The organism is Streptomyces niveus (assembly GCF_001723055.1).
GTDB classification, from domain to species: Bacteria; Actinomycetota; Actinomycetes; order Streptomycetales; family Streptomycetaceae; genus Streptomyces; species Streptomyces niveus.
The window spans coordinates 16302-38131 of record NZ_MDCR01000074.1 but is presented as its reverse complement, the minus strand read 5'-3'; the positions used below and the strand labels follow the sequence as shown (position 1 = coordinate 38131).

18 protein-coding genes are annotated in these 21830 nt (G+C 73.2%); 7 read left to right on the top strand and 11 right to left on the bottom strand.

What is annotated here, in order from left to right; translation table 11 throughout:
* Positions 1 to 120: 120 nt before the first annotated feature.
* From BHU15_RS10395 to BHU15_RS10380, 4 genes are all read right to left on the bottom strand, one after another.
* Positions 121 to 1698, bottom strand: coding sequence for a phytoene desaturase family protein (locus BHU15_RS10395; RefSeq protein WP_069626932.1), 1578 nt, complete (start codon positions 1696 to 1698; stop codon positions 121 to 123).
* 72 nt (positions 1699 to 1770) lie between these two features.
* Complete coding sequence (locus BHU15_RS10390) at positions 1771 to 2712, bottom strand: TauD/TfdA dioxygenase family protein (RefSeq protein WP_069626931.1); 942 nt, start codon at positions 2710 to 2712, stop codon at positions 1771 to 1773.
* 746 nt (positions 2713 to 3458) lie between these two features.
* Positions 3459 to 5747, bottom strand: a complete 2289-nt coding sequence (locus BHU15_RS10385) for a serine/threonine-protein kinase (protein ID WP_069626930.1) — start codon at positions 5745 to 5747, stop codon at positions 3459 to 3461.
* Positions 5729 to 6727, bottom strand: a complete 999-nt coding sequence (locus tag BHU15_RS10380) for an oxygenase MpaB family protein (RefSeq protein ID WP_069626929.1) — start codon at positions 6725 to 6727, stop codon at positions 5729 to 5731. Before BHU15_RS10380 ends, BHU15_RS10385 begins: the two co-directional genes overlap by 19 nt.
* Positions 6728 to 6826: 99 nt before the next feature.
* On the opposite strand from BHU15_RS10380, the gene BHU15_RS10375 reads away from it, so the two are divergent.
* Positions 6827 to 8344, top strand: coding sequence for an ATP-dependent DNA ligase (locus BHU15_RS10375; RefSeq protein ID WP_069626928.1), 1518 nt, complete (start codon positions 6827 to 6829; stop codon positions 8342 to 8344).
* Positions 8345 to 8978: 634 nt separating this feature from the next.
* Here BHU15_RS10375 and BHU15_RS10370 read toward each other — a convergent pair.
* Complete coding sequence (locus BHU15_RS10370) at positions 8979 to 9638, bottom strand: response regulator (protein ID WP_255293075.1); 660 nt, start codon at positions 9636 to 9638, stop codon at positions 8979 to 8981.
* A 5-nt stretch (positions 9639 to 9643) separates the two neighbouring features.
* On the bottom strand, positions 9644 to 10840 hold the full coding sequence (locus BHU15_RS10365) for a sensor histidine kinase (RefSeq protein ID WP_069626927.1): 1197 nt from the start codon (positions 10838 to 10840) through the stop codon (positions 9644 to 9646).
* A gap of 168 nt (positions 10841 to 11008) precedes the next feature.
* Here BHU15_RS10365 and BHU15_RS10360 point away from each other — a divergent pair, with 168 nt between their 5' ends.
* The gene (locus BHU15_RS10360; RefSeq protein ID WP_303741185.1) at positions 11009 to 11914 is read left to right on the top strand and encodes an SDR family NAD(P)-dependent oxidoreductase; all 906 of its coding nucleotides are present in this window, start codon (positions 11009 to 11011) and stop codon (positions 11912 to 11914) included.
* A 66-nt stretch (positions 11915 to 11980) separates the two neighbouring features.
* On the opposite strand, the gene BHU15_RS10355 is transcribed toward BHU15_RS10360, so the two are convergent.
* Together BHU15_RS10355 and BHU15_RS10350 are read right to left on the bottom strand one after the other, a co-directional pair.
* Positions 11981 to 13021, bottom strand: coding sequence for a phosphatidylinositol-specific phospholipase C domain-containing protein (locus tag BHU15_RS10355; RefSeq protein ID WP_247748500.1), 1041 nt, complete (start codon positions 13019 to 13021; stop codon positions 11981 to 11983).
* A gap of 451 nt (positions 13022 to 13472) precedes the next feature.
* Positions 13473 to 15401, bottom strand: a complete 1929-nt coding sequence (locus tag BHU15_RS10350) for a potassium channel protein (protein ID WP_069626924.1) — start codon at positions 15399 to 15401, stop codon at positions 13473 to 13475.
* Positions 15402 to 15641: 240 nt separating this feature from the next.
* Between BHU15_RS10350 and BHU15_RS10345 the strand changes: the two genes are divergently transcribed.
* Both BHU15_RS10345 and BHU15_RS10340 read left to right on the top strand, forming a co-directional pair.
* Positions 15642 to 15995 (top strand): trypco2 family protein, encoded by a 354-nt coding sequence (locus BHU15_RS10345; protein ID WP_069626923.1) that lies wholly within the window; start codon positions 15642 to 15644, stop codon positions 15993 to 15995.
* Positions 15996 to 15998: 3 nt separating this feature from the next.
* Positions 15999 to 16961, top strand: a complete 963-nt coding sequence (locus BHU15_RS10340) for a hypothetical protein (RefSeq protein ID WP_069626922.1) — start codon at positions 15999 to 16001, stop codon at positions 16959 to 16961.
* Positions 16962 to 17025: 64 nt separating this feature from the next.
* On the opposite strand, the gene BHU15_RS10335 is transcribed toward BHU15_RS10340, so the two are convergent.
* The 3 genes from BHU15_RS10335 to BHU15_RS10325 all read right to left on the bottom strand — a co-directional run bounded on the left by BHU15_RS10335 (position 17026) and on the right by BHU15_RS10325 (position 19263).
* On the bottom strand, positions 17026 to 18222 hold the full coding sequence (locus BHU15_RS10335) for a methyltransferase (RefSeq protein WP_069626921.1): 1197 nt from the start codon (positions 18220 to 18222) through the stop codon (positions 17026 to 17028).
* 65 nt (positions 18223 to 18287) lie between these two features.
* Positions 18288 to 18524, bottom strand: coding sequence for a hypothetical protein (locus tag BHU15_RS10330; protein WP_135066189.1), 237 nt, complete (start codon positions 18522 to 18524; stop codon positions 18288 to 18290).
* 37 nt (positions 18525 to 18561) lie between these two features.
* Positions 18562 to 19263 (bottom strand): TetR/AcrR family transcriptional regulator, encoded by a 702-nt coding sequence (locus tag BHU15_RS10325; RefSeq protein ID WP_079128050.1) that lies wholly within the window; start codon positions 19261 to 19263, stop codon positions 18562 to 18564.
* 376 nt (positions 19264 to 19639) lie between these two features.
* Between BHU15_RS10325 and BHU15_RS10320 the strand changes: the two genes are divergently transcribed.
* Genes BHU15_RS10320 through BHU15_RS10310 form a run of 3 tightly spaced genes read left to right on the top strand, consistent with a single transcriptional unit; the run spans position 19640 to position 21810 of the window.
* A complete protein-coding gene (locus tag BHU15_RS10320) occupies positions 19640 to 20272 on the top strand; it encodes a hypothetical protein (RefSeq protein ID WP_069626919.1) in 633 nt (210 codons plus the stop codon).
* Complete coding sequence (locus BHU15_RS10315) at positions 20269 to 20958, top strand: class F sortase (protein WP_069626918.1); 690 nt, start codon at positions 20269 to 20271, stop codon at positions 20956 to 20958. Before BHU15_RS10320 ends, BHU15_RS10315 begins: the two co-directional genes overlap by 4 nt.
* A gap of 51 nt (positions 20959 to 21009) precedes the next feature.
* Positions 21010 to 21810, top strand: coding sequence for a GNAT family N-acetyltransferase (locus tag BHU15_RS10310; RefSeq protein ID WP_069626917.1), 801 nt, complete (start codon positions 21010 to 21012; stop codon positions 21808 to 21810).
* Positions 21811 to 21830: the final 20 nt, after the last annotated feature.

The following is a 21830-nucleotide window of genomic DNA, read 5'->3' as shown; positions in this document are numbered from 1 at the left end:
GGGGCTCCGCTCGGAGCCGTGTTCCGCCTCCTCGCCGACGGCGGCGGGCACGGTGCCGCTGACGCCGACAGCGTGCACCCGACACCGTGCACCCGACACCCAAAGGAGACGAACGAGACATCAGCCGTCCGGCTCAAGCACCGCCATCGCCGCGTTGTGGCCGGGTACGCCGCTGACTCCGCCGCCGCGCACGGCGCCCGCGCCGCACAGCAGCACGTTCGCGTGCGCCGTCTCCACGCCCCACCGGCCCGTGCCGTCCGTGGCGTAGGGGAAGGAGAGATCGCGGTGGAAGATATGGCCGCCGGGCAGCCGCAGTTCACGTTCGAGGTCCAGCGGTGTCTTCGCCTCGATGCACGGCCGCCCCTCGGCGTCCACGGCGAGACAGTCGGCGATCGGCTCGGCGAGCTGGGCGTCGAGCTGGTCCAGGGTCGACTTGAGCAGTTCGTCGCGGACGGCGTCGTTGTCGGCCGCGAACAGCCGCGCGGGCGTGTGCAGTCCGAAGAGCGTCAGGGTCTGGTAGCCCCGCTCCGCCAGCTCCGGGGCCAGGATCGACGGGTCGGTCAGCGAGTGGCAGTAGATCTCGGACGGCGGCGCGGACGGCAGCCGGCCACCGGCCGCCTCCTCGTACGCCGTCGCCAACTGCCCGTAGCCCTCGGCGATATGGAACGTCCCCGCGAAGGCGTCGCGCGGGTCGACGGCGGCGTCGCGCAGTCGCGGCAGTCGGCGCAGCAGCATGTTCACCTTCAGCTGGGCGCCCTCGGCGGCGGGGGCGGGCGCCTCGTCGCCGAGGAGGGCGGCGAGCGCCTGCGGGGAGGCGTTCACCAGGACGTGGCGCGCGGCGACGCGCCCGGTGTCGCCCGCCTCCGTACGGAAGGCGACCTCGGCGTGGCCGCCGTCCGTCTCGACGCGGGTCGCCTCGTGGCCGGTGACGATCTCGGCGCCCGCCGCGCGTGCCGCGTCGGCGAGGGCGTCGGTCAGCGCGCCCATGCCGCCGACGGGGACGTCCCAGTCGCCGGTGCCGCCGCCGACCACGTGGTAGAGGAAGCAGCGGTTCTGCAGGAGGGAGGGGTCGTGGGCGTCGGCGAAGGTGCCGATCAGCGCGTCGGTGAGGACGACGCCCCTGACGAGGTCGTCGGCGAACCTCTCCTCGATAGCGGCGCCGATCGGTTCCTCGAAGAGCATGCGCCAGGCGGCCTCGTCGTCGATCCGGGCACGCAACTCGGCGCGCTCGGGCAGCGGTTCGGTGAGGGTCGGGAAGACGCGCTCGGCGACCCGCAGCGTCGTGGCGTAGAACTCCTGCCAGGCGGCGTACTCGGTGTCGCCTCCGGTCAGGGCGGCGAACGACTCCCGCGTACGGTCGGCGCCGCCGCCCACGAGCAGTCCGGTGGGCCGGCCGCCGCGCTCGGCCGGTGTGTACGAGGAGACGGTCCGCTTCCGTACGGCGAACCGCAGCCCCAGCTCGTCCACGATCTTCCGCGGCAGCAGCGACACCAGGTACGAGTAGCGGGAGAGCCGCGCGTCGACACCGGCGAAGGGGCGGGTGGAGACGGCGGCTCCGCCGGTGTGTCCGAGGCGTTCCAGGACGAGGACGGTGCGCCCGGCCCTGGCGAGATAGGCGGCGGCGACCAGTCCGTTGTGGCCGCCGCCGACGATCACGGCGTCGTAGGAGGCATGGAGGGGAGAGGCGAGTGCGGGCATGGCTCTTGGTAGCACGTTCGCCGCCGGGGCGGGAGCCCGCCCCGCGTGAGCGGGCGGTCTCTCGGCACCTGGTCAGGGCGCCGCCGGTCCGTCGCCGGTGCGCGCGAGCGCGGTGTTGTACTCCGTGTCGTCACCGGTGACCGCGCGGCTGGTCTCGCCCGCCACGGACACCGGCGCGTCGCCCACGAGGGTGATCCGCTGGACGCGGCGCGGCAGGTCGCCGTAGTCGGCGACCGCGTAGTGCTGGGTGGCGCGGTTGTCCCAGAACACCACGTCGCCGTCCCGCCAGTTCCAGCGGACCGAGTTCTCCAGCCGGGTGACGTGGCGCTGGAGGATGCCGAGCAGATCGCGGGAGTCCTCGGCGTTCCAGCCGACGAAGCGGCGGACGAAGCCGCCGAGGGTCAGGGAGCGTTCACCGGTCTCGGGGTGGACGCGGACGACGGGGTGCTCGGTGACGTACTCGGTGGAGGTGAACACCTCGCGCCGCGCGCGTGCCTCGTCGGAGTCGTCGCCCGGCCGGTAGGTGGCGTAGTCGTAGGCGTTGGAGTGCACGGCCCACAACTGGTCGGCCAGCAGGCGCAGTTCGTCGGGCAGGGTCTCGTACGCGTGCACGGTGTTGGCCCACACGGTGTCCCCTCCGTACGGAGGGATGGTCACGGCCCGCAGGACGGAGCCGAGCGGCGGGTGCTGGACGAACGTGACGTCCGTGTGCCAGTGGTTGGCGCGGCCGGCCGTGCGGCTGTAGTCCAGGTCGAGGACGGCGGGGGTGTCCTCCAGGGACGGGATGGTGGGGTGGGCGGTCGTCGGGGTGCCGAAGCGGCGGGCGAAGGTCTCCTGGGAGGCGGCGTCGAGACGCTGGTCGCGGAAGAAGACGACCTTGTGCGCGAGGAGGGCGGCGCGGATCTCGGCGATCACGGCGTCGTCCAGATCGGCGGCGAGGTCGACGCCGTCGATCCGGGCGCCGATGTGGCCACCGATCCTCTGTACGGAGATGACGGGCGCGGGCGAGGGCATGGCGGAACTCCTTGTCCGGGAAGGGACGGGACGGGCGCGCCGGCCGGACACGTTCGGCCCTGCCGACGATCGTCACAAGCGGGCCGTGAGGGGTCAACGGCGTGGGGTTACACGCGTATGGCAATCGTGCGAAGCGAGCGGGGACCGGGGCGGGTGCGGGTGCGCGCGCCGGTGGGCTGCGTCGCGGGCCGGTCGTCGGCCCGGTCGACCTGCCGCGGTCGTGGCTTCCGCCGTGGCGCGGCTGACGGCACGACGGTGCGGTGCCTCGCGGAGTGGCGGACCGGGCTGGTCGTCGGCCCGACCGGGGACTTCAGCTCATGTCTTCCGCCGTGAAGCGGCTGACACACGTGAGGGCGATGCCCCCACTGGGCAGCGGTCCGGCGTGGCCGTCGGCCCGGCCGGGGCCCCGGTCATGCCTTCCGCGCCGTGGCGCGACTGACGGCACGACGGTGCGGTGCCTCGCAGAGTGGCGGACCGGGCTGGTCGTCGGCCCGACCGGGGACTTCAGCTCATGTCTTCCGCCGTGAAGCGGCTGACACACGTGAGGGCGATGCCCCCACTGGGCGACGGTCCGGCGTGGCCGTCGGCCCGGCCGGGGTCCCGGTCATGTCTTCCGCGCCGTGGCACGGCTGACGCCACGGCGGGGCGATGGCTCGCGACGCGGCGGACGGGCCCGCCCCCGCCAGTCGTCGATCACATCGTGATCGTCGAAGATCATGCAGCTCGGCACGGTGGAAGGCCGAGGCTCAGTACTGCCCCGCCTCGCGCTGGCGGCGCAGCGTCGCCACGCGGCGGTAGAGCTCCACCGCCTCGCCGCCCCGGCCCAGTTGTTCCAGGCAGTGCGCCTCGTCGTTGCGGCTGGCCAGGGCGTCGGGGTGGTCGGGGCCCAGGGTTCGTTCGCGGGACTCCGCCACCGTGCGGTAGACGGCGAGCGCGTCGGACCAGCGGCCCAGCCAGCCGAGGCCCACGGCGACCTCGCGGCGGCTGACGAGGGTGTCCGGGTGGTCGGGGCCCAGGACCCGTTCGCGGATCGCGCACACGTCGCGGGACTCCACCAGGGCCTCCTCCCAGCGGGCGAGCCGGCCGAGGTTCACGCCCAGCCCGTGCCGGGCGCGCAGCGTCTCGGGGTCGGCGGGGCCGTGCACCCGGGTGCGGTCGTCCACGAGGTCGCGGTACAGCTCCAGGGCCTCCTCGCTACGGCCGAGCCTGCCGAGGCTTATGCCGACCTCGTAGCGCGCCGCGAGGCTGTCGGGGTGGTCGGCGCCGAGCGCGTGGGCGCGGCCGGCGGCCACCTCGCGGTACGTCTGGAGCGCTTCCGTCCAGCGGCTGAGCATGCCGAGCGCGTACGCGACCTCGTACCGCGTGACGAGCGTGTCGGGGTGGGTGGCGCCCAGCACCCTGGTGCGGGCCGTCGCGACGTCGAGCGCCATCCGGTACGAGTCCTCGATCCGGCCGAGCCGGCTGAGGTTGAAGGCCAGGTTGTGGCGGCAGCGCAGGGTGTCGGGGTGGTCGGCGCCCATGGTGCGTTCGCGGGAGGCGAGCACCGCCGCGTACACCTCGTGCGCCTCGAAGTGCCGGCCGAGCTGGCCGAGGACGTACGCCGTCTCCTGGCGCGCGGCCAGGGTCTCCGGATGGTCGGGGCCCAGCGCCCGTTCGCGCCCCTCCGTGACACGGACGAACTCCCGCAGCGCGTCCGCCGTGCGGCCCGTCCTGCTGAGCGTGAAGCCGACCTCGTAGCGGCTGCCGAGGGTGTCGGGGTGGTCGGGTCCCAGCGCGTGTTCCCGTTCGGCCGCGACCGAGCGGTGCACCTCGCCCGCCTCGTCCCAGCGGCCGAGCCTGCCCAGGCTGAGGCCCGCGCTGTGCCTGCTGTTGAGCACGGCGATCTGCTCGGGCGAGGGCGTGGGGCGCTCGGGGCGCGCGTACCCGCCGGTCATGGCACCCGTCGGTCCCGACGGTGTGGTCCATTCGCCCGTGAGCCCCGCCGTGTGGTCGGGCGGTGCGGTGCGCGGGCCCGCGGCGCCGGTCGCCTTGTGGCCGATGGTCATGCCGTGGGTCCAGGAGGGCAGCCGGGCGCCCCGCGTGTCGGGACCGCCGGCGGCATGCCCATGGGACGTGGAGCGGGCGGCCGACGGCCCGTGCGCGAACATCGGCGGCAAGGTCGGCGGCCGGCCCTCCTGGCCTGACATGGAACGGGCCGCGATGATCCGGTGCCGCAGCGCGGTCGCGTCCGCCGGACGTTCGTCGGGCGTCTTGGCGAGCAGTTCGGAGACGATCCGGTCGAGGAACTCCGGCACCTCGGACCGGTGGCTGCGCAGCGGCTGCGGCACCGTGTCCCGGTGTCCGACCAGCACGGCCCACGCGTCGTCCAGGTCGAAGGGCGGGACGCCGGTGGCGATCTCGTACAGCACACAGCCGAGCGAGTACAGATCGCTGCGATGGTCGATGTGACCGCCGCCGATCTGCTCGGGTGACATGTAGTGCGGGGTACCCATGGCGATGCCGGTGCCGGTGAGCTTGGAGGTGAAGCCGATGTCGTGGCCGAGCCGCGCGATGCCGAAGTCGCAGATCTTCACGGCCCCGTCGGTGAGCCGCATGATGTTGGCGGGCTTCAAGTCCCGGTGCACGATGCCCTGTTCGTGCGTGTACGCGAGGGCGTCCGCGACCTGTTCGGCGATGTCGACGACGTCGGGCACCGGGAGCGGGCCCTGGCTGCCGTCCTCCAGGAGCTGGCTGAGATTGCGCCCTTCGAGCAGCTCCATCACCAGATACAGCACACCGTCGTGCTCACCGAAGTCGTGTACGACGGTGACGCCCCGGTGCTGGAGGGCGGCGGCGACGCGCGCCTCGCGGCGGAACCGTTCGCGCAGGACACGGGTGAAGTTCTGATCCTGCTGCGGGCCGAGCGGCTTGAGGCACTTCACGGCGACGTGCCGGCCGAGCGATTCGTCCTGGGCCCGCCACACCTCACCCATGCCCCCGCGCCCGATCAGATCGAGCAGCCGGTACCGGCCCTGGATCAGACTCGTTTCCGCCATCGCCCGCCGTCGCCCCCGTCGCCTGTCTGCGCCCTCCCCGGCCCGTCCAGTATGGCCGCCTGTTCGCGGAGTTTGGCAGCCTGTCTCCTGAGTTGCCGTGGACCCGGCCGGGTGTCGCGCCCGAGTCTGGCCATCGCGCCTCTGATGTGGCCCGGTGGGATACGGCGGCGCAGCCGTCCGGGCACGGCGCGCAGGAGCCGGCCGGTGACGACGAGCCGGCGGGTGACCCGCTGCGGCGCGGGGGCCGCCCTGCCGTACAACTCGTGGGCGTACTCCGGCAGTGAGTCGTACGCGAGGGCGGAGACGCGGCGCCACAGCACGGCGCGGGCGGGGACGAGCAGGGGGTGTACGGGGGGATCGCGCAGGAAGTCGTCCACCTCCTGGGACTCGGGGCCGCCGGCCAGTTCGGGACGTACCCGATCGAAGTACGCGGCGAGTTCGGCGCGGTCGGCGGGCACGCGCGCCGGGTCGAGGCCCACGAGGCGGGCGCCCTCGCGGTGTTCGTCGATGTAGCGGTCGGCCTGGGCGTCGGTGAGGGGGAGGCCGGAGCGGCGCAGGACGTGCAGGTAGGAGTCGACCTCGGCGCAGTGCACCCAGAGCAGCAGGTCCGGTTCGTCGACGCCGTAGCGCTCGCCCGTCGCCGGGTCGGTGACCTTGATGTGGGTGTGGACGCGGCGGACGCGGGCGCCGGCCTTCTCGGCGGCCTCGGTGGTGCCGTAGCTGATCGTGCCGACGAAGTTGGCGGTACGCCGCAGCCGTCCCCAGGCGTCCTGCCGGAAGTCGCTGTTCTGTATGACGCCGCGTACGGCACGCGGGTGCAGGGCCTGGAGGTAGAGCGCCCGGATGCCGGCGATCCACATCATCGGGTCGCCGTGGAGCTGCCAGGTGACGGAGTCGGGGCCGAAGAGACCGGGGTCGCCGTCTCTCTTGCCGTCCGTGCCGTCCGTGCTGCCCGCGCTGTCCGTGCCCGCGTGTCCCACCGTGGCTCCCACCTCCGCTGCCGGCCGGACTGCCCAGGTTAGGGGATGCTCTCCTGGTCCCGCCGGGCGCGTGGGCGCCGGGCGTTGCAGGATGGGCGCATGCTGCTGGCCACGCTCGCCCATGTCTCGCAGGAGGTCGCCGCGACGTCGGCGCGGTCCCGGAAGATCGCCCTGCTGGCCGAACTCTTCCGCGCGGCCGGGCCCGCCGACGTACCGGTCGTCATCCCGTGGCTGGCCGGCCGGCTGCCTCAGGGGCGGATCGGTGTCGGCTGGCAGGCGCTCAAGGACCCCGTACCGGCGGCGGACACGGCGACGCTGACCATCCGTGAGGCGGACGACGCGGTCACCGCGCTCGCCGCCGTCGCGGGGCCCGGCTCGCAGGCCGAACGCAGACGGCTCGTGCAGGCGCTGCTGGGCGCGGCGACCGGGGAGGAACAGCGGTTCCTGATCGCGCTGCTCTCCGGTGAGGTGCGCCAGGGCGCGCTGGACGCCGTCGCCGGGGAGGCGCTCGCGCAGGCGACAGGGGCCCCGTCCGCCGACGTCCGCCGTGCGGTGATGCTGGCGGGGTCGCTCCAGAGCGTCGCCGAACGGCTGCTGGCGGACGGCCCCGAGGCGCTCGCGGAGTTCCGGCTGACCGTGGGCCGCCCCGTACTGCCGATGCTGGCGCAGACGGCCGGGAGTGTGGCGGAGGCCGTGGAGAAGCTGGCGCCGTGCGCCGTGGAGGAGAAGCTCGACGGGATCCGGGTCCAGGTCCACCGGCGGGGTGACGCGGTACGCGTCTACACCCGCACCCTCGACGACATCACCGACCGGCTGCCCGAGGTGACGGCCGCCGCGCTGGCGCTGGAGGGTGACCGCCTCATCCTGGACGGGGAGGTCATCGCGCTGGACGCGGACGGCAGGCCCCGGCCGTTCCAGGAGGTCGCGGGGCGGGTCGGCTCGCGCACCGACGTCACGGCGGCGGCGGTGGCCGTACCGCTGTCGCCGGTCTTCTTCGACGTGCTGGCCGCCGACGGCGAGGACCTGCTGGACCTGTCGTACACCGAACGCCGTACGACGCTGGACCGGCTGGTCCCGGAGCCGATGCGGGTACGGCGGGTGGTGGTGCCCGCGCCGGACAGCGCGGAGGCGGCGGAGTTCTGGCGGGCCACGCTGGACCGGGGCCACGAGGGCGTGGTGATCAAGGCGCTCGACACCCCGTACAGCGCGGGCCGGCGCGGGGCCGGCTGGGTGAAGGTCAAGCCGGTCCACACGCTGGATCTCGTGGTGCTGGCGGCGGAGTGGGGCCACGGCAGACGCACGGGCCGCCTGTCGAACCTCCACCTGGGCGCTCGTCAGCCGGACGGCTCGTTCGTGATGCTGGGCAAGACGTTCAAGGGCCTGACGGACGCGATGCTGGAGTGGCAGACGACACGGCTGAAGGAACTCGCCCTGGACGACGACGGTTTCACGGTGCGGGTACGTCCGGAGCTGGTGGTGGAGATCGCCTACGACGGCCTCCAGCGCTCGACCCGCTACCCGGCGGGGGTGACGCTACGGTTCGCGCGAGTGCTGCGCCACCGCGAGGACAAACGGGCGGAGGACGCGGACACGGTGGAGACGGTGCTGGGTACGTAGGGGGCCGGCCGGGGATGCGGTGCGTGCCGGCCGGTCGGGGCGCCCCCGGCTTGGTGGTCGGGCCACCGCGAGCCGGGCCCGGAGCCCAGGCGGGTTGGTCGGTCCGGCGCGAGCCGGGCCCGACGGCCCAGGTCGCGAACCCCGTTCCGCCGCCACGCGACATCGTCGCGCCCGATCGCCTCACCCTCCCCACCCGCACGGCGAACCCGCCTCACGACCGGGCCGCCGCCACGCGCTTCGTCACGAGACCCCGTCGGCGCCGCACAAACCTCCACGCGTCTGTGCGCACGACGCGACCGACGAACCGACCGTCCTCTCAAACGCCTCGGCCACGCCCCCGCACGGCGACCGGGCTGCCACCCACGCCCCGCGTCACGAGGCGCGAAGTCCCGCCCACCTCAGCGCCGCACGGCGTCCACGCCGCTGAGCGCACGACGCGACCGACGAACGGGCCGTCCCCTCGAACGCCTCGGCCGCGCCCCCGGACACGGCGAACCCGCGTCGCAACCAAGGTCGCCACCCACGCCCCCGGCACGCAAAACAAGTCCCATCCACCGTCGACGCCGCACGGCGTCCGCGTCGCACCCGCGTCGCACCCGCGTCGCGCCCGCGACCGAGCTCCCACCCACACCCGTCACGACGCCAGATCCCTCGCCACCATCGCCGCCTGTACGCGGTTCGAGACGCCCAACTCGGTGAGGATGCGGCTCACATGAGCCTTCACCGTCGACTCACGCAACCGCAGCAGCTCGCCGATGTCCGCGTTGGTCATGCCGTCCGCGAGCGTCGCGAGTACCTGGCGCTCCCTCGGGGTGAGCCGTGCCGCCGCCTCCCTCGCGGCGCGGGTGCGTGCCGCGTCGGGGCGGTGGAACCGGCTGATGACCGTGCGGGTCACCGTCGGGGAGAGCATCGCGCCGCCCTCGGCCACGATCCGTACCGCGCGCAGGATCTCGTCCGGCGCGGTGTCCTTCAGGAGAAAACCCGCCGCACCCGCCTCCAGCGCCCCGTACACGTACTCGTCCAGATCGAACGTGGTGAGCACGGCCACGGCCGGTGGCCAGGGCAGCGCCCGCAGCGCGCTCGTCGCGGCGATGCCGTCCATCACCGGCATCCGGATGTCGACCAGCGCGACATCCGTACGGAGGCGGCTCGCCGTCTCCACGGCGGCGCGCCCGTCGCCCGCCTCGCCGACCAGTTCCAGTCCGTCGTCGGTGGCGACGAGGTCGACGAGTCCCGCCCTCACGAACGGGTCGTCGTCCACGACGAGTACCTTGATCGGCCGCCGTGCGTGCACGTCGTTCACCGAACCGCCCCGGCCATCCGCCGCGCGCCCGCCGTCGAATGATGCGGCGGGACCGGCAGTTGGGCCCGGAGGACGAAACGGCCGTCGTCGCCGCGGCCGGTGGTCAGTTCGCCGTGCAGCGCAGCCACCCGTTCCCCGACACCCACCAGGCCGTAACCGCGTGGCGTGCCGGGTGAAGTGGGCTGCGGCGGGCAGCTGTTGGCGGCCCTGATCTCCACCCGGGAGTGCGAGCGTCGCACCGTGACGGTGAGGTCGACCGGTTCGCCGGGGGCGTGTTTACGGGCGTTGGTGAGGGCCTCCTGGACGATGCGGTGCACCGCCAGCCGTACGGCGGCGGGCAGCCCCGGCAGTTCCCCGGCCTCGTCCACCGCGCCGCGCACCCGGGTCCCCGCCGCCTCCGACTCGGCGATCAGCGACGGCAGGTCGTCCACGGTCGGGCCGAGCGGCGCCGGGCCCTCGTGGTCGCGCAGCGCCCCCAGCAGGTCCCGCAGGTCGTCCAGCGCGTGGGCGCTGGTGTCACGCAGCAGGCCGAGCCGTTCCCGTACCGCGTCGGGTGCCTCCGCGCCGCGCCGCTGGAGCACGCCGGTGTGCAGGACGAGCAGGCTCAGCCGGTGGGCGAGCACGTCGTGCATCTCCCTTGCGATGCGCGCGCGTTCGGCGAGCCGTACGCGCTCGTCGCGCAGCCGGTTCGCGGCCTCCAGGTGGTCGAGCTGGCGGGCCAGCGACCGGGCGAGCCGCAGGTGGCTGCGCGCCGCGAGGCCGAAGGCCAGCGGGACCGTCACGACCGCGCACGGCAGATAGCTGACCTGGTCCATGTTCACCAGCTCGCGGAAGGGCCCGTAGGCGGCGGGTACGAAGGCCAGAGCGGTGAGCCCGATCGCGACCGGCGCCGGGCGCCGGACCGTCACGCAGTACAGGGCGATCAGTACGGGCCAGATCTGGCTCTCCAGCAGGAACCCGGCCACGGCCAGCGCGGCGACCGCGACCGGCAGCCGCCGGTACAGCGGCAGCGCTGCACAGATCCCGGCGGCGACCAGCGCGCTCGCCGCCGCACCGTCGACGATCCCCGCTTCGGCCGTCAGGCCGTCGTACACCGCCTTGTACGACACGAGCGCGAACGCCGCCGCCCGCAGCAGCCGACAGTGCAGCAACGTCGTCACACGATCGCGCGGGTGGGCGTCCGTTGTCGTCATCCGCCCATCGTAGGGAGCCGGTCCGCCCCGCACATTCGACGAAAGTCGGTGCCGCCGGGCCGTCTTACGGCGGATGTGCGGGGTGCGGCGATGCCGAAGAGTCGTCGGCGACGGGGGCACGCACTGACGAGGAGGACTGTCGTGAAGGGCAGAACAGGAACCGGTCCCGTGAGCCGGCGCACCCTGCTGGGTGGCGCGGCGGCGGCGACCGCGGCGGCGGGACTGGCGTTCGGGGCGCCGGCGGCGGGCGCCGCGGGATTCCCGACCGCCGGACGGGGCAAGGGCGGCGGCGGCCGGTACGAGGGCAGGACCGTCCTTGTCACCGGCGCGACGTCGGGCATCGGCCGGGCGGCGGCCGTCGCGTTCGCCGCCGAGGGGGCCAAGGTCGGTTTCTGCGGTCGCCGGGAGCGCCTCGGTAAGGAGGTCGAGCGCGAGATCCGGGCGGCGGGCGGTGAGGCGACGTTCATCAGGGCGGACGTGCGTCGCCCCGCCGAGGTGAAGTCCTTCGTGGACCGGGTGGTTGACCGTTACGACGGCCTGGACGTCGCCCTCAACAACGCGGGAATCCAGAAGCCGTTCACCGATCTGCACGAGGTGACGGTCGAGGACTTCGACGACGTCGCGCTCACCAACACACGTGGTGTCTTCCTGGCGTTGAAGTACCAGATCCCCCACCTGCGGGCGCGTGGCGGCGGCGTCGTCATCGTGACCGGTTCGTCCAACCAGTTCATGACCCGTTCGGGGCTGGGCAGTTACACGTCGAGCAAGGGCGGTGTGACCGGTCTCGTCCAGGCGGCGGCCATCGAGAACGGCACGCACGGCATCCGCGTCGTGGCGCTGGCACCGGGGATGACCGACACCCCGATGCTGGACGTCCACCGTCCCGACGGGCTGACGGACGGGGAATGGGCGGCGGCCAAGGCCGAGTTCGGCAGGCAGGGGATCGACGCGCTGAAGCGCATGGCGACCCCGGAGGAGATGGCGAGCGCCGCGCTGGGCCTGGCCTCCCCGGACTTCGCCTTCCAGACGGGCTCGGTGGTGCTGGTCGACGGGGGTCAGCTCGCGGGGATCTGACGGGGGACGGGGATCTGACCGGGGACGGGTTGCGCGGCACGGGGGACCGCGCAACCCGCTCGCCGGCTACTGGGCGGCGCCGCGCTCCAGGACCGTGGAGAGCACGGAGGGCAGCGCGTTCCAGTCCGACGACGCGATGCTCGCGTGCCGGCCCGCCAGGAGCGCGACGCGGTCGCGTGCCTGCGCCTCCGTCGGGTTCGTGCCGTCGATGGCGGGCGCCACCGCGTGCGCGTCCGTCATGACCACGAGGTAGTGCCGCTGGTCGTACCAGGCGCTGTCGAAGCCCGCGGCGGCGTACGTGGACGCGGAGCCGTCGAAGACGACGAACCACGGCCGGATCGAGGCGTCCGCGTACCGGGTACGGGGGTCCGGGGCCGCGGCGCCGAGCACGGCGGGGAAGGCCGCCGCCTGGCCGAGCCGGCCGGCGGCGGCGAGGTCGCGCAGGTGGGTGGCGTACTCGCGGTCGGTCCACAGGGTGTCGAGGGGGTTCGCCTGCTCGACGGTGCCGGGGATCAGCTCGAAGATGAACTTGCCCGCGAGCGCGGAGCGGGCCGGCCAGCCGCGCTCCTGGACGGCGCTGTCGAGGTCGGCGTTGCCGCCGACGAGGTCGGCGGGGCGGTAGAGCGCGTCGCCGAGCGTGGAGGTGAGCAGCGCGTCGAGCGCGGCGGGGCCGCGTCCGCCGTTGTTCTGGAAGCCGTCCTTCAGCTCGACCTTGACCAGGATGGGCCGGTGGCCGGGGTTGGCGTCGTGCCAGACCTTCATGTCCTTGAGACAGCCGGGCAGTCCCTGGTCACGCGCCTTGGTGCGGAGTTCACCGGCGTTGGCGGCGTTGACGCAATTGCTGTTGCTGCCCAGCGGGTTGCTGTGCGAGACCCGCCACGACGCGCCGAACACATTGGTCCACACGTCGAGTTCGAGCATTCCGGCACCGGAGTCCAGCGCGTCGGCGAAGTACGGGAAGGTCGTCTTCTCGTACGCGTTGTGGACCCCGACCCCGGTGGAGGACGAGTACGCCAACTGCTCGTCGGCGACAGCGCCACCGGCCTGGCTCAGCACACCCACCAGCGCGAGCGCTCCGGCCGCGCTCGCGGCCACGGTCGTACGCATGAGTCTTCCCATGTTCCCGGCCTTCCCGTCATAAGAGTGAAGTGACGTGAACGGTAGGCCAGTTGAGTGACGTGCGGGGGGACGGAGTCTTACGCGGACCGGCACGTTCCGCAGTACGGCGAGAACAGACGCCACGGTGGCCGGTATCGTTCCGCGACGGCCTGTGGGACCGCGCCGCTGCTTCGCACTCTTCACGGGCGGGCGGGCGGTTCGTGGGCGTGGGCGTGGGACGAGGTGCAGGCCGGGCAGCGCCCGCACGTGCGGGACGTCGTGGACGAGGTCGAGCGCCGTGGTCTACGCCGTGGTAGCCGGACACGGCTACGCGGGCGTTCGGGTCGGCCAGGCAGTCGGCTGGCCCGCGCGGTCTTCGTGGACTCCGGCGTGCCGGACGGCGGGTTCTGACCGCTCGTGGCGGTTCGACGCCGTACCCGGGCGGCCCCGAACCCACCTCCTAGGTCGCCGGTCTCGGCGGCGCGGACTGGCGGCCCATCAGTTCGGCGAGGCCCCGTCGGGTCGCGGCCAGGACGACGCGGTCCTGGGCGCGGAGTACGTAGCCGGGGTGCAGGTCCCAGACCAGGCCGGTGGTGCGGTCCTCGTCGTGGTCGCGGCGGGTGTCGGCGAGGTCGGGGAGGCGGTCCCCCGGCGCCGCCGTGTCCAGCGCGATGATCCGCCAGGCGCCCGGCCGGAACACCTCGGCCACGGTGCGCCCTTCGAGCCTCGGGTGGCCGGCCACGTCGATGGCCGCGACCAGCAGTACCTTGCGCTCGACCGGGATCGCGCCCAGGATCTGACGCCCCATCATGGCGATGGCGAAGGCCGGCGCGGCGAGCGTGGAGACGCTGCGGCTGCGGGTGAGCGCGCGGGGGTGGGCCGCGCGCAGGGTCCGGTAGACGGCGGTGGCGAACTCGTCGTCGTACAGCCGCAGGGCGACCCGCAGGTCCGGTTTGACCGAGCGCGCGTACAGGGCGGCTTCGAGGTTGGTGACGTCGACGCTGGTGAGCGCGAGCAGGGCGTGCGCCCGGTGGACCTTGGCCGCCTCCAGGACGCCCTCCTGGGTCACGTCGCCGACCACCGTCGGTACCCGCAGGCTCCGTGCGAGCGCGATGCCCCGCGCCTCGGGGTCCTCCTCCACGCACACGACGGGTATGTCGAGTTCACGCAGTCGTACGAGGACCCTGCTGCCGATCTTGCCGAGGCCGAGCAGCACGATGTGACCGGACAGGCCCCGCGGCGGCCTGCGCAGGGCGGAGGCGTTGCGGAAGGTGCCGAGCGCTTCGAGCACGGCGGCGAGCAGCACCGGCAGCAGCAGCAACCCGGCCACCCCGGACAGGAGTTGGATGATCTGGCGGTCCAGGTCCGCACCGGTGGCCGCTTCTCCGATGGCGAACAGGTCGAGCAGGACGATGTACGTAGCGTGCAGCGGGTCGTCGTCCATGGTGATCGACGAGGCGACGGCCAGCGCCAGCACGGCGGCGGCGATCCCGGCGAACGACCAGCGCAGCCGCCGGGAGAAGAGCGAGACCAGCGGCGCCCCTCGCCCGGACGTCCGGCGGCGTGACAGCGGCTCGCCCTCGTGGGATACGGCCTCCAGGACCACGGTGCCCCGGCCGGTTGCCGCCGCCGTGCTGGCGTCGTCGGGCAGCAGCCGGGGGCCGTCGTGGCCGCTGCTGTCCGAACCCTCCGCGCCCGCAGGGTCGTTGGTGGTCGACGACAGCAGGGCGAGCGTGCACAGCCCGGGGTCGGCGACCTCGCCGGGGCCGGGCGGGTTGCGTTCCACGGCGCGCAGCATCAGCCCGTCGGCGCGGACGATCTTGCTGGTGCCCGCGACGGCGGTGGCCGCCAGCGCGGGGGCGGCGGTGTCGGCGTCCGAGAGCACGGTGGTGGAGGCGTCGAGCGCGGCGACGTCCAGTCCGGGCACGGCGACGGCCGCCGCCTGGTCGAGCAGGTCTTCGAGATGTTGGCCGAGTTTGCGGTTGTAGAGCCGGATGACGAGGCGCAGTTGGGGGTTGAGGCGCCGGGCGGCGAGAGCCGTCCTGATGTTGACCTCGTCGTCGTCGTGGACGAGCGCGAGCGCCGCCGCGTCGGCCACACCCGCCTCCACGAGAACCTCCGTGTCGAGTTCGGGCGTCTCGATGAGTCGCGGGAGTGAGGGGTCGCCGGGTCTGGCGTCGGGGCCACCGGTCGCGGGACCGTACGTCCGCGCCATGACCGCCGACATCCGCCCGATGAGCGCGGAGGCCCGGCCACGGCCGCCGAGCGGCGCGGGATCCCTGCGTTCCGCGCGTACGGGCGGGACGACCAGGGTCACCTGTTCCCCGTACACCTCACGCAGCTCACCGGCCAGCCGGTGACCGAGCGCGTCGTCCCCACACACGATCATGTGACCGGGTTGCGGGCCGTGTTGTACCTGGGGCGGAAGTTGCGGCAGAGACGTCACACGCCCAGTGTGCCCAACGGACCGTCAGAAGAGACACGTTCAGGCCGGTCAGCGCGACGCCACACACCCACACCCGTGGCTTCGCCGGGCGTGGGATACATGAGTCCGGCTAGGTTTACCCTCACCGCCCGGGGCTCCAGGTAGCGATCTCCTACCTGGGCACACGCGATGAGGAGTGACTGGGTGATTGAACTATCCGAACTCATACGTGAGTTGCGGCGCCAGCTGAACGCGGCGGAAGCGGTCGGGCAGGAAGACCAGTTCGAGCTGGGGCCGGTCGAGATCGAGCTGACGGTAAGCGTGGTCCGGGAAGACGCCGGCCCGGGTCGGATTCGCTTCTGGGTCCTGAGCGAGGGGGCCGAGGAGCCCCCGGTGAATTCCCGCACCCAGCGCATCACCCTCACTCTTCGGCCCCGGCCCTGGGACGGGAGCCCCGGCTTCTCGATCGGCGGCATCACCCGCGATTTCCCCATTGCCGGGCACAGCCCTCCCGGACCCGAGAACGATCCGGACGACGACTGGCCGGAGGAGTCCTGATCCGTGGGTGACATCGCCAAAGGTGTCCTTGGAGGCGGATGGGCCCTGGTCGTGGGGTGGGTGCTGCCCGCCGCACTCAATCTCGCGGTCTTTCTCCTCGCTGTCGCTCCCAGCCTGCGGCGGACCGCGGCCGTTGAGCGTGTCTGGCCCGACACTGCCGGTCAGACGGCCTTGCTGCTCCTCACCACCGCCGTTCTCTTCGGCATCGTGCTCAACGCCCTCCAGACTCAACTCCATCGGATCCTTGAGGGCTATCTGCTGTGGCCGCGTGGCGCGTACGACCGTGGCTGTCGGCGGCAGCGGGCCCGCAAGGAGCGGATCGCCGATCTGATCGCCCACCCGGGAGGCCGCACTCCCGTACAGCGCGCCCTCCTCAATGAGCAGTTGGCCCGCTACCCGGCGGACGACGGCCAGATCGCCCCGACCCGCCTCGGCAACGCGATCCGTCGCTTCGAGGAGTACGGCCACAACCGCTTCCGCCTCGATACCCAGGTGCTGTGGAACGAGCTGAGCGCCGCCGCACCCGCGCAGGCACGCCGCCAGGTGGAAACGGCACGTACCAGCGTGGATTTCTTCGTGGCACTGCTGTACGGGCACGGGGTGGTCGCGGTACTCGCACTGGTGGCCCTGACGTCGGCCGGGGCCGAGCGGCCCCTGCTTGTCGTCACCGCCGTCACGCTGTGCGCGCTCATGCCCCTGTGGTACCGCTCCGCCGTGTACGCGACCGATGAGTGGGCGGCGGCCGTGCGGGCCATGGTGAACCTGGGTCGCAAACCCCTTGCCGACGCCCTCGGGCTCGTACTACCGCAACAACTGGCCGAGGAACGCGCCATGTGGCAACTCGTCACCCGGATGTCCCGGCGCCCGTACCGGGACGCCGCTGACACGGCCTTCGCGCCGTACCGGGCCGCGCCACCGGATCCGAACTGTCCATTGCGTCCACCCGCTCCCGGCCCGGGTGCGTGAGGCATGACGCACGTCCGACGACGACGCAGCGCGAGGCGCGGCACCGCGCCCACGCCCCCACCGCTCAGCGCCGGACGGCCCGCAGCACCACGAACTTCGGGTCGCTCGCCATGACCTCGCAGTTGCCGAACAGCCGTCGCAGCTTGGTGTGGTAGCCGAGGTGGCGGTTGCCGACGACCCACAGCTCGCCGCCGGGGCGCAGCGCCTCGCGGGAACCGGTGAACATCCGGAAGGCCGTCGCGTCCGTCGTCGCCTGGTGGCTGTGGAACGGCGGGTTGTTGAGCACGAGGTCGACCGAGCCGGCCGTCACGGTGGCCATGCCGTCGCCCACGACGAACTCCACCGGACCTGCGGTGTCGACATTCGCGCGGAAGGTCGCCTCGGCGGACGCCACCGCCGAGAAGGACTCGTCGATGAAGGTCAGCCGGGCCGCCGGATCGGCCACGGCGACGGCCGTGCCGACGACGCCGTTCCCGCAGCCGAGGTCCACGACATGGCGCGGGCCACGGTGCCGGGGCAGATGGCGCAGGAAGAACCTCGTACCGATGTCGAGCCGTTCGGCGCAGAAGATACCGGCGTGGTTGACCACGGTCAGGCCCGTGCCGAGGCCGGCGTCCTGCGGCACGGTGTACGAGATCGGCCAGGGGCCGGTACCCGCGCGGGCGCGCTCAGCGGCCGGCGCGCAGAAGATCAGCCGCGCCTTCTTCACGGCGAGCGAGGTACGCGTGGGGCCGAGGATCTGCTCGAAGAGCTTCAGCGTCGACGTGTGGATCTCGGTGACCTTGCCGGCGCCGACGACGACGGTCCCCGGGTGCACGGCGGGCGCCAGCCGGTGCAGCTGGTCCTCCAGCAGGGACAGGCTCTTGGGCACCCGGATCAGCAGGACGTCGATCCGCTCGGGCGGTGTGTCGCGCACCGACAGGAGCCGTACGGCGTCGGTGTCGATGCCGTTGCGCAGCAGATTGGCGCGGGTCGCCCGCTGGGCGAGGTAGGAGTCGGTGATCTGTACGGGCCGGTGCGGCGCGAGCGCGGTGGCGAGGGCGCCCCACCGGTCGCCGACGACGACCACGCGGCCGGACAGATCGACGCCGACGGCACCGGACTCCTCGGAATCGGGATCGGACTCGGACTCGGTCTCGGTCTCGGCGAGATGCCGCAGCAGATACTCGTCGGCCGCGTCCCAGGCCCGGAGCGTGTCACGGGGCTGCTCGGGAAAGCGGGCAAGGTCGAGATCGCCCCAGGGCGTCGTCAAACGGTTCATCGTCCGCTCAGGCTAACCGAGCGGACGGACCACCTTCCCGGCGGCGTAACCCGCTGAACTGCCGTTCAGCCGTCCCCGTCCGTACGGTCCCGGCCCCGCGCCGCCTGTTCCCTGGCCATCTCGCGGGCCCGCTGGAGCGCGGCCCTGGCCTGTCGCACGGTCAGTACGGCGGCGAACTCGGACCGCGCGATGTCCAGGACGACGTCGGCGTCGGCGGGCGGTTCCGGGTGGTTGCGCAGCGCGATGTCGGCGGCGGCCAGCGCGAGGATGTCGTCGTCGGGCGACGCGTCCGGTCGGGACATGCTCCGCATGACCTGGTGCCAGAGCCCGCTCATCCCCTCACGCCCCCTCACCCGCCCGTAGGGCGCCGTCCCCCGGTCCCGTGGGGTGGCCGATCGTGGCGAGTACGTGCCGGATCATCTCGTCCGCCACGACCTCGCGCGGCAGCGCTCCGCCGCCGCGGGCCCAGTGCGCCATCAGCTCGTTGATGGCCCCGATCAGGGCGACCATCGCCAGCGTGTAGTCGCGCGGCACCGCCTCGCCCCGCCCGACGGCCCGGTCCGCCTCGCCGGTCAGGAAGTCGGTCCAGAGGCTGCGCCAGACCACCCGGTGGTCCTCCACGGCGCGGTTCACACCGATCACCTCGACGAAGGCGACCTGCGCGGACGCCAGGTCGGCGGTCACGGCGCCGACGTACGCGCGCACGAGCGCGCTCACCCGGGTCCGGGTGTCGGCCGTGTCGAGCCCGGGGCCGGCGAGGGCGGCGAGCGTCGCCTCCATGCCGGCCCGCGCGACCCGGTTGTGCAGCGCGATCAGCAGGGACTCACGCCCGTCGAACTCCTGGTAGAACGCGCGGATCGACACACGGGCAGTGACGCATATGCGCTCGATGGACGTGCCCACGTAACCGCGCGTCGTGAAAAGGTCGGTCGCCGTCGTCAGCAGCCGCTCGCGGCGCAGCGCCTTGCGCGCGTGTCCGGTGCCGAGGTCCGCCCCGTGGAGCCCGTCGCCGCCACCGGCGGGATCACCTGTCGATTCCATCCGCTCTCCCCGAATCACACCGTGCCCGAATCACGCCACGCGCCTGTGGCGCGGTCACCGGTAAGAGTGCTTACCGAGCATGGCACGCACCATGCGCCCGTCTGCCGGGTTTCGGTGAATTCCCCGGAGCCGTACGCGGCGGAGGTCGCACTCCGCGTCGATCCCGCCCCGTCCGTCCCACCCACCACACCGGCCACATGGTCGGCGCGGTAACCCGAGTGGCCGTCCGGGTAACCCGGGTGGCCGCAGGGACGGGCCCCCGGAGTGCGCTGACAATTCATCACTTCTAGCGTCGGGAGCGCTGTCCGGTGCGTTCGGTGTTCGCCCGCCGTGGCGCCTTTGACCTACACGGGGACAATCACGAGTGGGAGATCCGATGCGGCGCACGACTGGTACGGCCTTCGCGGCGGTCGCGGGCGCCGCGGCTCTCGTCTTCTCGGCGGCGCCCGTGTTCGCGGGTGACGAGGCCGAGTACGACTACAGCGTCTCCCCCGAGTCGATTGAGCCCGGCGGCGAGGTGACGATCCGCACCACCGGCTGCCGGGCGCCCACCGTGACCGTGTCGTCCGGGGTCTTCGAGACCGTCACCCTCAGCGAGGGCGAGGAGAAGTCGGCCAGGATCTTCGACGACGTGAAGCCGGAGGCGGAGTACGAGATCACCTTCGACTGCGACGGTGTGGTCCGCTCACTGCCGCTGATGATCAAGCCCGGCGGTCCGGGCAGACCCGGTAAGCCCGAGAAGCCCGGCAAGCCGCCCCACTCGGCGGAGCCGCCCGCGCCGTGGGAGCCGTCCCGGCCGGAACCCCTGGAGCCTCCGGAGCAGCGCCCGCACGAGCCGCGTGACCCGCGCGAGGACGGCGCGCACAAGGGCGTCAACGCCGGTGTCGGCGGCAGCACCGACGGCGGGCCGAACACGGCGGGGCTCGCGGTCGGAGCCGCGGTCATCGCCGTCGCGGCCGGCGGCGCGATCCACCTCGCCCGCACCCGGCCGGTGAACGGCTCCCGATGACGGAGACGGAACGGCTCCGGGCCTCCCGCTGGTCGACGGTCGTGCTGCTCCTGCTGGTCGGCATCTTCGTGGTGCGGCTCAGCGCCGGGGGCCTGCTCGTACTCCCGCCGCAGCCCGCGGGCGCGGGCCCCGCCGCCTCCGACGCCGGCCGGGACACCCGCACGGACGCCGTGCCGATGCCGAGGCCGGTGGGCACCGCCGCGAGGGCCGCGCCACCGCTGCCGGGGTCCACGGCGACCCGGATCCGTATCCCTTCCGTACGCGTCGACGCGCCTCTGACGCGGGTGGCGCTGGACGCCGAAGGCTGGATCGACGCGCCGCCGGCCGACAAGCCCGGTCTGGCGGGCCACTTCCGGGGGTCGGTGACGCCCGGCGAGCAGGGCACCTCGGTGATCGTCGGTCACGTGGACACCGCTCAAGGCCCCGCAGTCTTCTACGACTTGGGCCGGCTCACCACCGGCAGCCGCGTCGAGGTGACACGCGCCGACGGCACCACGGCCGTGTTCACCGTCTACGGGGTCGAGGGCTTCAGCAAGCGGAACTTCCCGGCCGGGAGCGTCTACCGCGCGACGGGCGCGCCGGAGCTGCGCCTGATCACCTGCGGCGGCGCGTTCACCGAGAAGACCGGCTACCAGGGCAACGTCGTCGCCTTCGCCCGGCTCACCGAGACCCGCAAGGCCGCCTGAGCCACGCGAAACCCGGTTGCGGTGCGCCCGGCACGCCGCTGAAGTGTGCGGATGGACACGGAAGACGTACGCGCGCTGTTCGACCGCCAGATGCGCAGAGAGGCCCCGGCCGACGGTCCCGGGGTGGTGGTCGAACGGGTCGGTGCCGTGGTCCGCCAGACGGCCACCGCCGGCGGACCGGGCGCGGTCGCGGACGGCGGCTGGAACGGCGTCCTCTGGTCGGACCTGGACGCGGATTCGGCGGATGCCGCGATCGCCGAGCAGAAGCGCCATTTCACCTCCCTGGGCCTGGAGTTCGAGTGGAAGGTCTACTCCCACGACCGGCCCCACGACCTCGCGCACCGGCTCGTCGCCGCCGGGTTCACGCCCGAGCCCCCGGAGACGCTGATGATCGCCGAGGCCGCGGCCCTGCCGGACGAGCTGACGCTGCCCGACGGGGTGCGGCTGATCGCCGTGACCGGCGCGGCGGGTGTGGAGCTGATGGCCGAGGTCCACGAGCAGGCGTTCGGCACGGACCGCTCCCGCACCCGCGAGCGGCTGCTGGCCCAACTCGCCGCCGCCCCGGGGGACGTGGCGGCGGCCGTCGCCCTGGCCGGTGACCTGCCGGTCAGCGCGGCCCGGATGGAGCTGCCGCCGGGCACGGAGTTCGCCGGTCTCTGGGGCGGCGGGACCGTCCCGGCCTGGCGTGGCCGGGGCCTCTACCGCGCGCTGGTCGCCTTCCGTACCCGCCTGGCCGCCGAGCGCGGCTACCGCTACATGCAGGTCGACGCGTCGAGCCAGAGCCGGCCCATCCTGCGGCGGCTGGGCTTCGAGGAGCTGAGCACGACCACGCCGTACGTCTTCACGCCCTGACCAGCCTCCCGATGGGGCCG

Coding starts and splice junctions, on each gene's coding strand:
- BHU15_RS10325 (WP_079128050.1), bottom strand. CDS start 19,263: ATGGAATCGACAGGTGATCCCGCCGGTGGCGGCGACGGGCTCCACGGG.
- BHU15_RS10365 (WP_069626927.1), bottom strand. CDS start 10,840: ATGACGACAACGGACGCCCACCCGCGCGATCGTGTGACGACGTTGCTG.
- BHU15_RS10385 (WP_069626930.1), bottom strand. CDS start 5,747: ATGGCGGAAACGAGTCTGATCCAGGGCCGGTACCGGCTGCTCGATCTG.
- BHU15_RS10330 (WP_135066189.1), bottom strand. CDS start 18,524: ATGTCCCGACCGGACGCGTCGCCCGACGACGACATCCTCGCGCTGGCC.
- BHU15_RS10375 (WP_069626928.1), top strand. CDS start 6,827: ATGCTGCTGGCCACGCTCGCCCATGTCTCGCAGGAGGTCGCCGCGACG.
- BHU15_RS10320 (WP_069626919.1), top strand. CDS start 19,640: ATGCGGCGCACGACTGGTACGGCCTTCGCGGCGGTCGCGGGCGCCGCG.
- BHU15_RS10350 (WP_069626924.1), bottom strand. CDS start 15,401: ATGATCGTGTGTGGGGACGACGCGCTCGGTCACCGGCTGGCCGGTGAG.
- BHU15_RS10310 (WP_069626917.1), top strand. CDS start 21,010: ATGGACACGGAAGACGTACGCGCGCTGTTCGACCGCCAGATGCGCAGA.
- BHU15_RS10355 (WP_247748500.1), bottom strand. CDS start 13,021: ATGCGTACGACCGTGGCCGCGAGCGCGGCCGGAGCGCTCGCGCTGGTG.
- BHU15_RS10335 (WP_069626921.1), bottom strand. CDS start 18,222: ATGAACCGTTTGACGACGCCCTGGGGCGATCTCGACCTTGCCCGCTTT.
- BHU15_RS10315 (WP_069626918.1), top strand. CDS start 20,269: ATGACGGAGACGGAACGGCTCCGGGCCTCCCGCTGGTCGACGGTCGTG.
- BHU15_RS10395 (WP_069626932.1), bottom strand. CDS start 1,698: ATGCCCGCACTCGCCTCTCCCCTCCATGCCTCCTACGACGCCGTGATC.
- BHU15_RS10390 (WP_069626931.1), bottom strand. CDS start 2,712: ATGCCCTCGCCCGCGCCCGTCATCTCCGTACAGAGGATCGGTGGCCAC.